We start from the raw sequence: 14,349 nt of genomic DNA, 5'->3' as shown, positions 1-14,349 counted from the left end.
TTCCAAAAAAATAGTCCTCCTCCTCTCACCAAGAAAAAATCATGCCCGCCTCCAGCCGTTTGAAAATTGGTCTTTCCGCGTGTTTTTCCCATGCCGACCCGACACGTTCGCTTTTCTCGGGCAAGACGCTGCAGTATGTCGAGCAGTCGATTGCCCACTGGCTCATGTCCTCCGGCTCGATGGTCGTGATGGTGCCCTGCCCGACCGGCAGTACCCAGCGCGGCGACGTGACCTATGCGCATTACGCCCAATGGCTCGACGGCCTGGTGCTGCACGGCGGCGCCGACGTCTGGCCCGGCAGCTATGGCGAGATGCCGCTGGAAGACCGCTGGTCGGGCGACAAGGTGCGCGACGAGTACGACAAGGCGCTGGTCGCCGCCTTCGAGGCACTCGGCAAGCCGGTGTTCGGCGTGTGCCGGGGCCTGCAGCTGCTCAACGTGGCCTTTGGCGGAACCCTCTACCAGGACATCACGACGCAGGTGCCGGACTCCTTCGTGCATCGCGACGCCGACACCTACGACCTGAACTTCCACAGCGTGGACATCGTTCCCGGCACGCAGCTGTCGCGCCTGTACCCCGGCGTCGAGCGGGTGCGCGTCAACAGCATCCACCACCAGGCCATCAAGGACCTGTCGCCAGAGTTCGAGGCCGAAGCCTTCAGCGTGACCGACGGCATCGTCGAGGCGATACGCCGCAAGGATCCGGCCAAAAGCTATATTGCCGCGCTGCAGTGGCACCCCGAATTCCACAAGCCCGGCTCGGACACGATTGACGACGGCGCGGTGCTGAAGGACTTTCTCGGCGCCGTGGCGGCCGCCAAAACCGCACGCGCCGCCGGATCATGAACCGGCTCGCCGTCCACAACCCCGCCACCGGCGAGCTGGTCACCGAACTGCCGGCAGACGATGCGTCGTCTGTGGCCGCCAAGGCCGTCCGGGCGCGCGCCGCCCAGCCGGCGTGGGCCGCCTTGCCTTTGGCCAAACGTAAAGCTTGCATCGAATGCTTTCGCGCTGGCATCATGGCCGAACTGGAGTCATTGGCGTTCATCATGACGCTAGAAACCGGAAAGCCCATCAGCATGTCGCGCAACGAACTGAACGGCCTGCTGGCGCGCATCGACTTCTTTCTGGCACAAGCCGGGGCTGCCACGGCGACGCAAACCGTCTTCAGCGACGGCGGCATGACCGAGCAGATCGAGCACCTGCCGCTGGGCGTGGTGGCCAACATCTCGGCCTGGAACTACCCGTGGTTTGTCGGCGGCAACGTGTTCATCCCGGCGCTGCTGACCGGCAATGCGGTGCTCTACAAGCCGTCCGAACATGCCGCCATGACCGGACTGGCTATCGCCCGCCTGCTGCATGCGGCGGGTGTGCCTGTCGATGTGTTCACGGCGCTGATCGGCGGCGGCGAGGTCGGCGCCACCTTGCTGGCGCAAAAGATCGACGGCCTGTTCTTCACCGGCTCGCATGCCACCGGCGTGAAGATTGCCCAGGCGCTGGGGCCGCGCCTGCTCAAGCTGCAACTCGAACTCGGCGGCAAGGACCCGACCTATGTCTGCGAGGACGCCAATGTCCGGAACGCCGCCGCATCGCTGGCCGATGGCGCGATGTACAACACCGGCCAGAGCTGCTGCTCGGTCGAGCGCATCTATGTGCATGAACGCATCCACGACGCGTTCGTCGATGCCTTCGTGGCCACGGTCAAGGCCTTCAAGGTCGGCGACCCGATGCATGACGACACCTACATCGGCGCCATCACCCGCGCGCCGCAGCTTGAGGTGCTCGATGCGCAGGTGGCCGATGCCTTGGCCCAGGGCGCGACCTTGCTGACCGGCGGGCATCGCTTGAGCGGACCGGGCAACTGGTACGCGCCGACGGTCTTTTCAAATGTCAGCCACGCCATGGAACTGATGCGGGAGGAAAGCTTCGGCCCGCTCATCGGCATCCAGAAAGTCTCGGGCGACGACGAAGCGGTGGCGCTGATGAACGACAGCCGCTACGGCCTGACCGCCGGCGTCTTCACGCCCGACGGGGCACGCGCCCGCCGGTTGCTGGCGCAAGTCAACGCCGGCAGCGTGTACTGGAACTGCTGCGACCGCGTCAGCCCGCGCCTGCCGTGGAGCGGCTGTGGCGATTCCGGGCTGGGGCTGACGCTGTCCACCTACGGCATCCAGGCATTTACCCGGCCCAAGGCCTGGCATTTGCGGCGCTCCTGAAAAGTCGCAGCGGGCGGACTGCTGAAAATGGAAGCAGGCTGCTTGAACACCTGTTCCGGGCGCGGCAGTCATTTCTTCCCATAAGTGCTGTCATGGTCAGGGGCCACGGTTAGCAAGCGGATGAAATCCCCCTCGCGGTAAGCCATGCAGCGTCGTGATTGGGTGATCCGCAACGAATAAACCGCGTCAATACCCTGCGGCGGCTTCACGCTGACAATTTTTTCCCACTTCAATCCCTTGTCACGATAGAGCTGGCCCCAGCTCAACTGCCTGATTTTTTTCAGGGTATCAATGGCTGCGTGACGTTCCGGCTTTTGCAGGGCGAACAGTTGTTCCTGAAAAACCGGGTTGTTCAGATCAAGTCGCACCAAGGCATCTGTTGCACCCATCAGCTTTTTTCAGAGGCGGCTGCAAGCAAAATAGCGTCCGTTTCAGCGTCCGTGGCGGGGTGTTGCATGGACCATTCCAAGGCACGGGACAAGTCTGCAGCAGCTTGCGGTTCGTGCAGCCAGCGTTCATTGTCAGGAATTACCGTGGCAGTGCGAATCAGCCAAACGCCGGCCTCCTGTTCCTCGACCAGCACTTGACGACCGGCAAACTGTTTGCCGAGGGAGATTTGCCCGTTGGCACCGATGACTTTGACGATGGGGGTAGAAACGATGGCTGGCATGGGTTTGCTCCTTGGTGCAACGCTACTTTAGTGCAGCACCAACAAATTTTAGTTTCTTGTTGCTGGCAGTCAAGACTGCAAGATGCGCGTGATGCAGGATTGGCTGGGCGGCTTGCCGAACACCGCCAGCAGTTTGGTATCAACATTAATCGACCGTTTGATGGCAGGGTCTTGCAGGTTTTGGGCCTTGATGTAGTTTCACAGCTTTTAAATGTCTTGCGGACGGTACACTGCTCGGTGCCGATCACAGCAGCAAACGCATCGCTGGGCTTTAATTGAAATCTGACCCAGATTAAACAAGGTAAGTAACAGCCTTCATTTGAGCGTCCTAACGTTTGAATTCAGCGGCCGCCGGAGGCGGTCCGCTGGAATGATGGGTTAGCGTCACTGCGATGGTGGCTTCTTGGCTGCGGCTGCGGCGACCAGATGGCCCATCCTCGCACGGCGCTCTTCGCGGTTGATGTACCACTCACGCATAAGCGTTTCGATCAGTTCGATGAGCAGGTTGGCTTCGTTCGGATCCACATCGACGATGATGTCAATGTCCCTCTCCATATGTGCACCGATGTTTCCAATCTTGCGGACCGCCTCGATGGCATCCCAGGTCAGTGGGTCTACATGAGGTTGAATCGCGGAGATCTCGTCTACTAGCCGGCCTGGCTTGACTTTCCAGAAGTCGCGGATCATCCCTTGAAGGCAGCGGCGCGAGAGCGTCGCGGACGCTTTCGGGCTTAGGTCTCTAATAAGGCACGCCTCACGATAGTCATCGAGGATGGCCTTCGGGATGTAGTCGGGAAAGTTCTTCGCCCTGGAGTCAGGTATCAGGTTCCAATGTTGAATGGCAGTGCCCACTCTTTCTCCACCGTTCTGCCATGTACTTTCACAAAGAGTCGCCGTGAGCGTAAACCGCTTGCAGTCGGGATTTGGACAGACAAAGAACCGGGAAACGAAGGACCGTCTGCCTTCGGCGTTCTCTATGCCCAAGGTGTGGCGATCGTTGGACAGGCGCTCGTCAGTGATGGTGACAGCGCGTTCGCAGTGTGGACAATTCCAATTGAAGTTGGCCATGAGGTATTGGTTCGGTGACAGCTAACGTAATGTATACCGCAAGATACTGCGGTATAACGTGGCAACTTTAACTATAAAAACTGGCATTCCCACTCGACCCACCTAAATAGTTTGCTCCATTAAAAATAGCAAAAAAACCGGCAATTTATAAAATTGGCTGAATCCACATCCAGCGCAATCCTCACCAAAACATGAGGTAGAAAGCGGGGCTGGATTCCGATTGAATTCTTTTCAGCATCAAAACCCGCTCTTATGCACGTCCGGCTTGAGCAGGCAGCTATCAAAAAAATAGCTGCCAGCTTCCACCCAAGCCGTCAGCTCAAATGCTTGCCCACGATCCCGGCCAGTTCGAACATCGTCACCTGCGGTTTGCCGAAGACCGGCAGCAGTTTGGCGTCGGCATTGATCGAGCGCTTGTTGGCCGGGTCCTGCAGGTTTTGTTCCTTGATGTAGTCCCACAGCTTCTTGATGACCTGCGGGCGTGCCACCTGCTCGGTGCCGATCACGGCGGCCAGCGCGTCGCTGGGCTTGAGGCCGGCGCCTGGCGTGGTCTTGCGGGCGACCTTGGGCTTGTCGGTTTTCACCGCGACTTTCTTGGCGGCGACCTTCTTGACCGCCGCTTTTTTCGCCGCCGGCGCCGCGGCCGACTTGGCGGCCACGGTCTTGCCGAACGGCGTCTTCACCGTGCCGGTAGCAGCCCTGGCGATGGCGCCCGGCTTGGGCGGGAACTTGGACGGCGCAAACTCGAAATTCACCTTGCCAGCTTCCTTGTCCCAGACCAGCATGGCCTTGAAGGCGCGGCGCGTGCGCATTGAGACAAACTTGTCGAGCAGGTCGGTCTTGCCGGTGGCCAGCAGTTTGCCCATCTGCTCGCGCTCGATGGGCTGCTGCAAGATCACCTGGCCGGTCTTGAAGTCGCAGCTTGGAACGGGCTGGTCGAGCGTGGACACCGACTTTTCACAGACGTAGTTTTTGCCCAGTTCGTACACGGCGCCGGCGCACTTAGGACACGCGCCCAGAGAAACCTGGTCGCCAAAATCGATGATCTCGCCGCTATCTTCCTTCTTGTCGTCGCCAAAATCGAATTCGAGCTTGTAGTTCTTCGTTTCCTCGTCGAACTTGATGACCATCTCGGCGGTGAACGGCCAGCCCGCCTTGGAGCGGAAACCCTCCAGCGGGCCAATCTTGCGGTCACGCAGGAATTGCTCGACCTCCGCCAGCTCAAAGGTCCGGCCGGCGGGCGTCTTGCCGAAGCTGAAGCCGCAGCCCTCGCCGCTGTCGGTGTTGCCGACGCAGGCATAGCGGCGGTAGTTTTCCCGGATCAGGCCGCCGCAGTTCGGACAGCGCGCCTGCAGCGTCGCATAGTCGCCCGGAATGCTGTCGCGGCTGTAGCCCTTGGCCTTGGCCACCAGGCGCTCGGTCATGGTGGCAATCTCGGCCATGAAGGTCTCGCGGCTGAGCTTGCCCTGCTCCATCTGCGCCAGCTTGTATTCCCATTCACCGGTCAGTTCGGCCTTGGACAGTTCCTGCACATCCAGGCCGCGCAGCAGCGTCATGAGCTGGAAGGCCTTGGCCGTCGGGATCAGCTCGCGGCCTTCGCGCAGCATGTATTTCTCAGCGATCAGGCCCTCGATGGTGGCGGCGCGCGTGGCCGGCGTGCCCAGGCCTTTTTCCTGCATGGCTTCGCGCAGCTCGTCGTCGTCAATCGTCTTGCCGGCGCCTTCCATCGCGCCGAGCAGCGTCGCTTCGCTGTAGCGCGCGGGCGGGCGGGTCTTCAGGCCCTTGGCATCGGCCGATTCGACACCGACGCGCTCGCCGGGCTTGACCGGCACCAGGCTCTGGCCCTTGTCGCCTTCCTTGGCGTCGGCCACCTCGTCGGCGGCTTCCTTGCCGTAGATCGCCAGCCAGCCCGGCTTGATGAGCACTTTTCCTTCAGTTTTGAAGCTGTGGCCGACCGACACCGAAATGCGCGTCGTCACCAGGTATTCGGCGCTCGGGAAAAACACCGCCATGAAGCGGCGCACCACCAAGTCGTAGAGCTTTTGCTCGGCGTCGGACAGGCCGCTGGGCGCCTGCAGCGTCGGGATGATGGCAAAGTGGTCGCTGACCTTGGCATTGTCGAAAATGCGCTTGGTCGGCTTGACGTAGTTGCCCTTGAGCGCCGTGGCCGCATGCGGCGCCAGGTGGCGCATGGCGCTGTTGGCCAGCATTTCAAAAGTCTGCTTGACCACCGGCACATAGTCCTCGGGCAGCGCGCGCGAGTCGGTACGCGGATAGGTCAGCGCCTTGTGCCGCTCGTACAGGCTCTGCGCAATCGACAGCGTGGTCTTGGCCGAAAAGCCGAACTTGCCGTTGGCTTCGCGCTGCAAAGAAGTCAAGTCGAACAGCAGGCCGGCGGCCTGGCTGGTCGGCCTGGATTCCTCGGTCACCGTGGCGGTCTGGCCGCGCACCGCGTCGGCAATCGCCTTGGCATCGCGCTCGGTCCAGAGCCGGTCGGCCTTCAGTTCGGGGTCGGGTTCCGCGCCTTCGCCATTGGCGGCATTGGCGGCCGCGCGCTTCCACTTCGGGTCGAACCATTTGCCCGGGTATTCGCCCGCCTCGGCGGAAAACAGCGCGTGGATTTCCCAGTAGTCTCTAGAGACGAACTTGCGGATTTTTTCCTCGCGCTCGACGACCACCGACAGTGTCGGCGTCTGCACCCGGCCGACCGTGGTCAGGAAGAAGCCGCCGTCGCGCGAATTGAATGCCGTCATGGCGCGCGTGCCGTTGATGCCGACCAGCCAGTCGGCCTCGGAGCGGCAGCGCGCTGCGTCGGCCAGCGGCAGCATCTGCGCGTCGCTGCGCAAGGACGCAAAGCCGTCGCGGATGGCGGCGGGCGTCATCGACTGCAGCCACAGCCGCTTGATCGGGTGTTTGCTCTTGGCGTACTGCTGGATCAGCCGGAAGATCAGCTCGCCCTCGCGGCCCGCGTCGCAGGCGTTGACCAGCGCGCCCACGTCTTTTCGCTTGGTCAGCTTGACGATGGCGTTGAGCCGCGTCTTGGTCTTGTCCATCGGTTTGAGGTCAAAGTACGGCGGGATCACCGGCAGGTTGGCAAAGCTCCACTTGCCGCGTTTTACGTCGAATTCCTCGGGCGCCTGGATCTCGACCAGATGGCCGACGGCCGAGGTGATGACCCAGTCGTCGCTTTCAAAGTATTCGTCGTGCTTGTCGAACTTGCCCGCCGTGGGCGTGAGGGCGCGCACGATGTCTTGCGCCACCGAAGGTTTTTCGGCAATTACCAGTGTTTTCATAAATACTTCTTCTGACTTTTCATCTTCGGGGAACGTGGTCCCCGGTTTGCGCCAAAGCGGCTTTTCAATTTCTGGGGCAAGAAAACGGCTGTCAGCCACGGGCCAAGGTCCGTCACTACAATACCGCTTCCTCGCGCAGGCATGCGCGCCGGTGCGCACGCACACACATGAATTAACCATACCAAAAAACCGCCGTGCCCAAAAAACAGGTCCCTGCTTACCCTGCAATGCCTGAGGCTGGCAGCGACAAGCGCCGCATCCAGACGCGGCGCTCGGGCGTGCATGGCAAGGGCGTGTTTGCCTTGCAGGACCTGGCCGAAGGCGAGACGCTGATCGAGTACACGGGCGAGGTCATCAGCTGGCCCGAGGCGCTGCGCCGCCATCCGCACGACCCGGCGCAGCCGAACCACACGTTTTACTTCCACATAGACGACGGCCGCGTGATTGATGCCAAGGTCGGCGGCAACTCGTCGCGCTGGATCAACCACAGCTGCCAGCCGAACTGCGAGGCCGATGAAGAAAACGGGCGGGTGTTCATCAAGGCGCTGCGCAATATCGCGGCCGGCGAGGAACTTTTCTATGACTACGGCCTGGTGATTGACGCGCGCTACACGCCCAAGCTGCTGGCCGACTACCCCTGCTGGTGCGGCGCCGGCAACTGCCGGGGCACCTTGCTGGCGCCCAAGGCCAGAAAAAAAACACGCAAAAGCGCCCAAGGCTGAGCCTGCGCGGCCTGCCTGAATCGTCCTTCCCACCCTTTTCCCGCCGCCCGCCCATGACCTCGCCATTGCCTTCCCCCCCGCCGATCCGCTGGCCCGCCGAAGCCATCTGGGAAGCGGTGGCGCCCGACCTGCCGGGCTTCACGGTCGAGGTGCTGCCCGGGATCGATTCGACCAACAGCGAGCTGATGCGCCGCTTCAAGGGCGGCCCCGGCATGCCGCCGCAGCTTGAACCGGTGCTGCTGGTGGCCGAGCAGCAAAGCGCCGGGCGCGGCCGGCTGGGCCGCAGCTGGCAAAGCCGGCGCGGCGACAGCTTGACCTTCTCGCTTGGCCTGCCTTTGGCGCCGGCGGACTGGTCCGGCCTGTCGCTGGCGGTCGGCATCAGCGTGGCCGAAAGCCTGGACCCGCCTGAAGCCGGCCAGGCGCGCCATGCCGCCAGGCCTCGAATCGGCCTGAAATGGCCCAACGACCTGTGGCTGTCCACGCCGGAAGGCGAGCGCAAGCTGGGCGGCATCCTGGTCGAGACGGCCAGCTGGGACGGCCTGCGCTGCCTGGTCATCGGCGTGGGCATCAACATCCGGGCCGTGCCGCTGGCTGATTCGGCCCCGGTGGGGGCGGCTGTGGTGGCGCCTGGCGGCTTGCAGGAACTGGACAGCGGCCTGGACGCGCCCGAAGCGCTGCTGCGCATCGTGCCGGCGCTGGTGCAGGCGGTGCAGGGTTTCGCGCAGTTCGGCTTCGAACCCTTCCAGGAGCGGTTCGCAGCGCGCGACGTACTCGCCGGCCGCATCGTGAAGCTGTCAGACGGAACGCAGGGCACGGCCCACGGCGTTGCCGACAACGGCGCGCTGCGCGTGCATACCGCTGGCGGCATGGTCGAAGTCACCAGCGCCGAAGTCAGCGTCCGGCCCGTGGCCTGCGGCAAGCCGTCATGCTGAGGGCCATCGCCCTGGCGCTGCTGCTGGCCAATGCGCTGTATTTCGCCTGGGGCCAGGGCCTGCTGGCGGCCTATGGCCTGGCGCCGGCCCGGCAGTCCGAACCCGAACGGCTGGCGCAGCAGATCCGGCCCGAGGCGATGCAGCTGGTCCTGCCCGCCGTGCCGGCGCCCTCGCCTCCGATGACGGCCAGCGCCGCCGTCCAGGCGCCGCCCGCGCTTCCCGCCGGCGTGTCCTGCCTGCAGGTTGGCGTGTTCACCGAACGGCAGGCGCGCACGCTGCGCCCGCGCCTGAAGGCCGGCCTGCCCGAAGGCAGCTGGTCTTTTGAAAGCAGCGGCGACTCGGTCCGCTGGATCATCTACATGGGCAAGTACATCAGCAAGGCAGCGATGAACCGCAAGCGCCAGATGCTTGAGCAGCTGGGACTGCCGTTCGAGCCGCCCCTGAGCCCGATGCTCAACCCCGGGCTGTCACTGGGCAGTTTTGCCTCGAAAGACGAGGCTGAAGCGGCCCTGGCGCAGATGAACCAGCGCGGCCTGCGCAGCGCGAAGGTGATGCTCGAACGCCCCGAACTGCCCAGCCTGTGGCTGAGACTGCCGGCGGCCGATGCCGCCATGCGAACGCGGCTTGACGCGCTCAAGCCGCTGCTGGCGGGCAAGGCGGTCCAGGACTGCGCGTAGAGCGGTGTAGGCCAACTACCTGGTGTGCCAACTCGCGGCACTGGCGATGAACTTGCTGCATCTGATTGGGCAAAACACCTTGAACGAGCCTAATTCTCCGGTGCGTCATGCCGCCAAACGCCGCCGCATCAGGACCGTGATGCAGGAGATGATGTTGAAGGCCGCGCGCATGGTCAAGCACGCCGGCGCTGGATTGTGGGCTTGGGCGAAAGTGATGGCGGCTTAGCGGTGTTTAAGCGCCATTACGGGCAGATCAAGACAGCGGCGGCAGCTCATACACCAGCACAGTCGTCCGCGCCCTCTCGCACAGCGCCACCCAATGGGCTGGCTCAAGCAACTGCCCGCTGCGCGGCGGCCTGCTGGCAGTTTCCTTCAACCACGGCGCGGATATTCGCTTGCAAGACCCCGTTGGTGCTGGCCGCGAGAACCCGCATCTTGATTGCTTCCAGCGAATCGGGCGCTTTTTGGCGTACTTCTTTGGCCGCCGCCTCATAGCCCTCGATCGCCGCCTGCGCTTCTTGCGCCGTCAGGCCGGAATGCTCGACGATGCGGCCCGGCATGGCCCGGTATTCGACCTGGCCGGCAACCGGGCGGCGCAGCGGCTGGGCCGCCTCGCGGGCCTGCTGCACCAGGGCGGCGGGAAGTTTGACGGATGAAAAACCGGTGGATGGTGATGCCATGAAAATCACCTGATTGGCGCAAATTGCGCCAATCAGGACCGGACATCAAGAATGCCATGCCGGAAACCGGTCAAAAAAAGCAAAGACGCAAGGTAACCAGCGGAGCCCAACACTGCGGTGAAGGCCACTTTGATTTGTAAGCCCGGCCCGCGCTTGTTTTCACCCCTCCTCACGGTCGTTGACAGGCGAGAAACCAGGGTCTGGCGCCGCATGCCGCCCTGGATTTCGCCGCCCGGCGTTGCCTGGGCGCTACGGCGTTCACCCCGGCCAGCCTGTTCCGTAAAAGGCAAAAGCCGTATTCTTTTTCGGGCAAACCGGCCTGCGCGCCACTTGCCTTGGGTCCCTCCATCTTCAAACTTCGGGAGAGAAAAATGCCTTTGTCCAATCGACTCGCCGCCGAGTTCTTCGGCACTTTCTGGCTGGTGCTCGGGGGTTGCGGCAGTGCCGTGATCGCGGCGGCCTTTCCGGGCGTGGGCATCGGCCTGACCGGGGTGTCGCTGGCCTTTGGCCTGACCGTGCTGACCATGGCCTTTGCGCTGGGCCATGTCTCGGGCTGCCACCTGAACCCGGCCGTGTCCTTTGGCCTGGTCATTGGCGGCCGGTTCAAGGCTAAAGACCTGTTGCCGTATGCCCTGGCCCAGGTGGTCGGCGCCATCGCGGCGGCCGGCGTGCTGTACCTGATCGCCAGCGGCAAGGCGGGCTTTGACCTCAGCGGCGGGCTGGCCTCCAACGGCTAGGGCGAGCATTCGCCGGGCGGCTGCACGATGACGGCCGCGCTGGTGACCGAGTTCGTGATGACCTTCTTTTTCCTCATGATCATCATGGGCGCGACCGGCGAGCGCGCGCCCAGCGGCTTTGCGCCGATTGCCATCGGCCTGGGGCTGACGCTGATCCACCTGATCAGCATTCCGGTCACCAACACCTCGGTCAACCCGGCGCGCAGCACCGGCCCGGCGTTCTTTGTCGGCGACTGGGCGCTGTCGCAGCTGTGGCTGTTCTGGGTCGCCCCCTTGCTCGGCGCGGGCGCGGCGGGCGTGGTGTACCGGCTGGTCAGCGGCGAACGCAGCCTGGCGGCGGGCATCGAGGGACCGGCCAACACCAGCCAGCTGGCGAAATCGAGGTGACGAAAAAGGCATGAGCGGGCCGGCGCGCTGCCGTCCTACGCCAGCTTGCGCTGCGGCTGATAGCCAGGCCTGGCGGACCCCCTAAGCTTGCTGCCAGCACCGGCAACCCGCCGGTTCAATGCAAGGAGTCTTCCGATGAGCACTGTTTCCGACGTCATGACCCGCAATCCACGCAGCCTGCGCCCGACCGACACCATCCTGCTCGCCGCGCAGGCCATGGAAGAGCTGAACGTGGGCGTGATTCCGGTTTGCGAGGGTGACCAGCTGGTTGGCATGGTGACGGACCGCGACATCGTGGTGCGCGGCGTGGCCCAGGGACTCGACGCCGGCACGGCGACGCTGGCCGACGTGATGAGCACCCATGTGCGCACCGCCCGCGAAGACGACGACCTGGACGACACCCTTGGCACGATGGGGATGAACCAGATCCGCCGCATGCCGGTGGTGGACCAGCAAAAACGGCTGATCGGCATCGTGTCGCTCGGCGACATTGCCGCCAAGGGCCCGGACGGCGATGTGGACGTGGCCAATTCGCTGGGCGACATCTCCTCGCCCGCCGAACCGGACCGCACCAGCCCCTGATTCGCCGCAGCAGGCGCGGGGAGTTCATGCTCTTGAAAAAGGAGCTGCATGCGCACGTTCAGCCTGCGCAAACGCGGTATTTTGCATAAAAAATGCAAGCACTCCGTTCATTCTTGAAGCGTCTTTTCCCCCTGTCATTGCGGGCCTGACCCGCAATCCACAGCACCCCAACCAAGCTGCAGCCAGGCAGCGGCCTGAATTCAGCGCACCTTTGACTGCGCATGGATGGATTGCGGGTCAGGCCCGCAATGACAAAAAAAAGGGGACATGCTGTTGTCCGGCGATTCGACGCCATGGCCGTTGCCAGATCCAGCAGAAAAAATGCCTTGGCTATGGCTGGCTTAGGCAAATCCAACTGGTCTTTTGCATAGTCAAATATTATTATTAATAATACTTGATTGATGCTTTAAAGCTATTGATAACTGCGGATGACCTGACCAGAACGCCAGAGCACTGCGCCATATCAGCTACTTTTTTGATAGCTGCCTGCAATGGTGGATAGTGCGCAAAAGGCATTTTTTGACTATAAAACTGAAGGAGAAACCATGACCCAGCTTGCCCGTGACAATTTGCCGGCTCTGAAAAAGACCGGAACCTATTACCTGCTGCACGTCACGGTCGCCGCCCTGGTGGCCTATGCGGTCACCGGCGACTTCCTGCTGTCGCTGACGCTCAGCCTGCTCGAACCCACGGTGCAGGCCTTTGCCTTTTTCTTCCATGAAAAAGCCTGGCAGCGCTGGGGCCGGACAGACCAGGCGTCGCCCGGCCTGTCAGCGGCCTCGTCCTGAGGCTTGCCGCCTCAGGCGAAGGCCTTGGCCAGCTCGGTTTCCACCGCCCGGTGCTTTTCCAGCATGGTGGCCGAAGGCTGGCCGAGGCGGCTCACGATCACGGCGGCAAGCCAGGCCAGGACGAAGCCGGGAACGATCTCGTACAGGCCGAACCAGCCGCCCTGCTTCCAGAGCACGACCGTCACCGCGCCCACCACAATGCCGGCCAGCGCGCCGTTGCGCGTCATGCGTGACCAGAACAGCGACAGGATGATGACCGGCCCAAAAGCTGCGCCAAAACCGGCCCAGGCATAGCTGACCATGCCGAGCACCTTGGCTTCGGGGTTGCTGGCGATGCCGATGGCGACCAGCGAAATGAGCATCACCATCGCGCGGCCGACCCACACCAGTTCGGTCTGGCCGGCGTTCTTGCGCAGGAAGGTGCGGTAGATGTCCTCGGTCAGCGCGCTGGAGCAGACCAGCAGCTGGCATGACAGCGTGCTCATCACGGCGCCCAGGATGGCGGCCAGCAGCACGCCGGCGACCCAGGGGTTGAACAGCTGCTTGGCCATTTCGATGAACACGGTTTCGGAATTGGCGTTCACCGCCGCCGCGCCATCCGGGTGCGCCAGAAAGTAGGGAATGCCGATGAAGCCGACCGCCACCGCGCCGCCCAGGCACAAAATCATCCAGGTCATGCTGATGCGGCGCGCGGCCGGAATCGTCGCCACCGATTCAGCCGCCATGAAGCGCACCAGGATGTGCGGCTGACCGAAGTAGCCCAGGCCCCAGGCCATCAGCGAAACGATGCCGACGAACGAGGCGCCTTTCATCATGTCGAGCTTGGCCGGCTCCATCAGGTCGGCGATCGACTGCGCCGGCTGCAGGTTGCCGGTCACGGCGAAATAGCCCACCACCGGCGCGACGATCAGCGCGGTGATCATCAAGGAAGCCTGGATGGTGTCGGTCCAGCTCACGGCCAGAAAGCCGCCGATGAACACATAGGCGATGGTGCAGGCGGCGCCGACCCACAGCGCGGTCTGGTAAGGCAGGCCGAACATGTTCTCGAACAAGCGCGCGCCGGCGACCACGCCCGAGGCGCAATAGACGGTGAAGAACACCAGGATCACCACGGTGGTCAGGATGCGCAGCAGGTTCGCCTTGTCCTCGAAGCGGTTGGCGAAATAGTCGGGCAGCGTCAGCGCATTGCCGGCCCGCTCGGTGTACAGCCGCAGCCGCGCCGCGACGAAGCGCCAGTTCAGGTAGGCGCCGGCGATCAGGCCGACGGCGATCCAGGCTTCGCTCAGGCCCGACAAATAAATTGCGCCGGGCAGGCCCATCAGCAGCCAGCCGCTCATGTCGGAAGCGCCGGCCGACAGGGCCGTGACAAAGCTGCCCAGGCTGCGGCCGCCCAGGATGTAGTCGTCGAGGTTGTCGGTGCCCCGGTAGCCCAGGAAGCCGATGAACAGCATGGCAAACAGGTAGATGCCGAAGGTGATCACGGTGGGATCGGTGAAGTTCATGAATGTCTCCTCAAGGTGGACGTGATAGGTCAAAAAATGGGCGCCAGCCCCGCCGGTAGGCAGGGTGCGACGGGGCGCCCCCGGGGGCGGGGCGGC

Annotated in this window: 14 protein-coding genes and 2 pseudogenes; 10 read left to right on the top strand and 6 right to left on the bottom strand. The window is 63.2% G+C overall.

Features of this window, described 5'->3' with window-relative positions; all coding sequences use genetic code 11:
- The first annotated feature begins 41 nt into the window (after nt 1-41).
- Complete coding sequence (locus EC86_RS0117210; protein ID WP_029527035.1) at nt 42-845, top strand: gamma-glutamyl-gamma-aminobutyrate hydrolase family protein; 804 nt, start codon at nt 42-44, stop codon at nt 843-845.
- Nucleotides 842-2,215 (top strand): aldehyde dehydrogenase family protein, encoded by a 1,374-nt coding sequence (locus EC86_RS0117205; protein ID WP_029527034.1) that lies wholly within the window; start codon nt 842-844, stop codon nt 2,213-2,215. Before EC86_RS0117210 ends, EC86_RS0117205 begins: the two co-directional genes overlap by 4 nt.
- Before the next feature lie 68 nt (nt 2,216-2,283).
- Here the strand turns inward: EC86_RS0117205 and EC86_RS0117200 are convergent, their stop codons facing one another.
- Nucleotides 2,284-2,604, bottom strand: coding sequence for a hypothetical protein (locus EC86_RS0117200; RefSeq protein ID WP_029527033.1), 321 nt, complete (start codon nt 2,602-2,604; stop codon nt 2,284-2,286).
- Entirely contained in the window at nt 2,604-2,885 is a 282-nt protein-coding gene (locus tag EC86_RS0117195; protein ID WP_029527031.1) for a hypothetical protein, read from the bottom strand. Before EC86_RS0117195 ends, EC86_RS0117200 begins: the two co-directional genes overlap by 1 nt.
- Nucleotides 2,886-2,915: 30 nt before the next feature.
- Here EC86_RS0117195 and EC86_RS30690 point away from each other — a divergent pair, with 30 nt between their 5' ends.
- Entirely contained in the window at nt 2,916-3,164 is a 249-nt protein-coding gene (locus tag EC86_RS30690) for a hypothetical protein (protein WP_456299398.1), read from the top strand.
- Nucleotides 3,165-3,269: 105 nt separating this feature from the next.
- Here the strand turns inward: EC86_RS30690 and EC86_RS0117190 are convergent, their stop codons facing one another.
- Both EC86_RS0117190 and EC86_RS0117185 read right to left on the bottom strand, forming a co-directional pair.
- A complete protein-coding gene (locus EC86_RS0117190; protein ID WP_029527030.1) occupies nt 3,270-3,953 on the bottom strand; it encodes a DUF4145 domain-containing protein in 684 nt (227 codons plus the stop codon).
- A 314-nt stretch (nt 3,954-4,267) separates the two neighbouring features.
- A complete protein-coding gene (locus EC86_RS0117185; protein WP_029527029.1) occupies nt 4,268-7,246 on the bottom strand; it encodes a DNA topoisomerase III in 2,979 nt (992 codons plus the stop codon).
- A 227-nt stretch (nt 7,247-7,473) separates the two neighbouring features.
- Here EC86_RS0117185 and EC86_RS0117180 point away from each other — a divergent pair, with 227 nt between their 5' ends.
- The 4 genes and pseudogenes from EC86_RS0117180 to EC86_RS0117165 all read left to right on the top strand — a co-directional run.
- The gene (locus tag EC86_RS0117180; RefSeq protein WP_036772337.1) at nt 7,474-7,968 is read left to right on the top strand and encodes an SET domain-containing protein; all 495 of its coding nucleotides are present in this window, start codon (nt 7,474-7,476) and stop codon (nt 7,966-7,968) included.
- A 53-nt stretch (nt 7,969-8,021) separates the two neighbouring features.
- On the top strand, nt 8,022-8,900 hold the full coding sequence (locus EC86_RS0117175; protein WP_029527027.1) for a biotin--[acetyl-CoA-carboxylase] ligase: 879 nt from the start codon (nt 8,022-8,024) through the stop codon (nt 8,898-8,900).
- Nucleotides 8,894-9,577, top strand: coding sequence for a hypothetical protein (locus EC86_RS0117170; protein WP_029527025.1), 684 nt, complete (start codon nt 8,894-8,896; stop codon nt 9,575-9,577). The genes EC86_RS0117175 and EC86_RS0117170 overlap by 7 nt, the downstream gene beginning before the upstream one ends.
- A 13-nt stretch (nt 9,578-9,590) precedes the next feature.
- A pseudogene (locus EC86_RS0117165) lies at nt 9,591-9,776 on the top strand (IS1380-like element ISCARN34 family transposase); the annotation flags it as partial.
- 130 nt (nt 9,777-9,906) lie between these two features.
- Here EC86_RS0117165 and EC86_RS0117160 read toward each other — a convergent pair.
- Nucleotides 9,907-10,257 carry a TA system antitoxin ParD family protein gene (locus tag EC86_RS0117160; protein WP_029527023.1) on the bottom strand — a complete coding sequence of 117 codons (351 nt, stop codon included), beginning with the start codon at nt 10,255-10,257 and terminating at the stop codon, nt 9,907-9,909.
- A 371-nt stretch (nt 10,258-10,628) separates the two neighbouring features.
- On the opposite strand from EC86_RS0117160, the pseudogene aqpZ reads away from it, so the two are divergent.
- The 3 genes and pseudogenes from aqpZ (at nt 10,629) to EC86_RS0117145 (ending at nt 12,751) form a co-directional block, all read left to right on the top strand.
- Nucleotides 10,629-11,381: pseudogene (gene aqpZ, locus EC86_RS26270) on the top strand (aquaporin Z).
- 135 nt (nt 11,382-11,516) lie between these two features.
- A complete protein-coding gene (locus EC86_RS0117150; protein WP_029527022.1) occupies nt 11,517-11,963 on the top strand; it encodes a CBS domain-containing protein in 447 nt (148 codons plus the stop codon).
- 545 nt (nt 11,964-12,508) lie between these two features.
- Nucleotides 12,509-12,751, top strand: coding sequence for a DUF2061 domain-containing protein (locus EC86_RS0117145; RefSeq protein WP_029527021.1), 243 nt, complete (start codon nt 12,509-12,511; stop codon nt 12,749-12,751).
- An 11-nt stretch (nt 12,752-12,762) separates the two neighbouring features.
- Here EC86_RS0117145 and putP read toward each other — a convergent pair whose 3' ends face one another.
- Complete coding sequence (gene putP, locus EC86_RS0117140; RefSeq protein ID WP_029527020.1) at nt 12,763-14,253, bottom strand: sodium/proline symporter PutP; 1,491 nt, start codon at nt 14,251-14,253, stop codon at nt 12,763-12,765.
- Between the last annotated feature and the right edge of the window lie 96 nt (nt 14,254-14,349).

This window comes from Polaromonas glacialis (assembly GCF_000709345.1).
GTDB classification, from domain to species: Bacteria; Pseudomonadota; Gammaproteobacteria; order Burkholderiales; family Burkholderiaceae_C; genus Polaromonas; species Polaromonas glacialis.
Note: the sequence above shows the minus strand (reverse complement) of the source record. Positions and strands in the feature narration are given on the sequence as shown.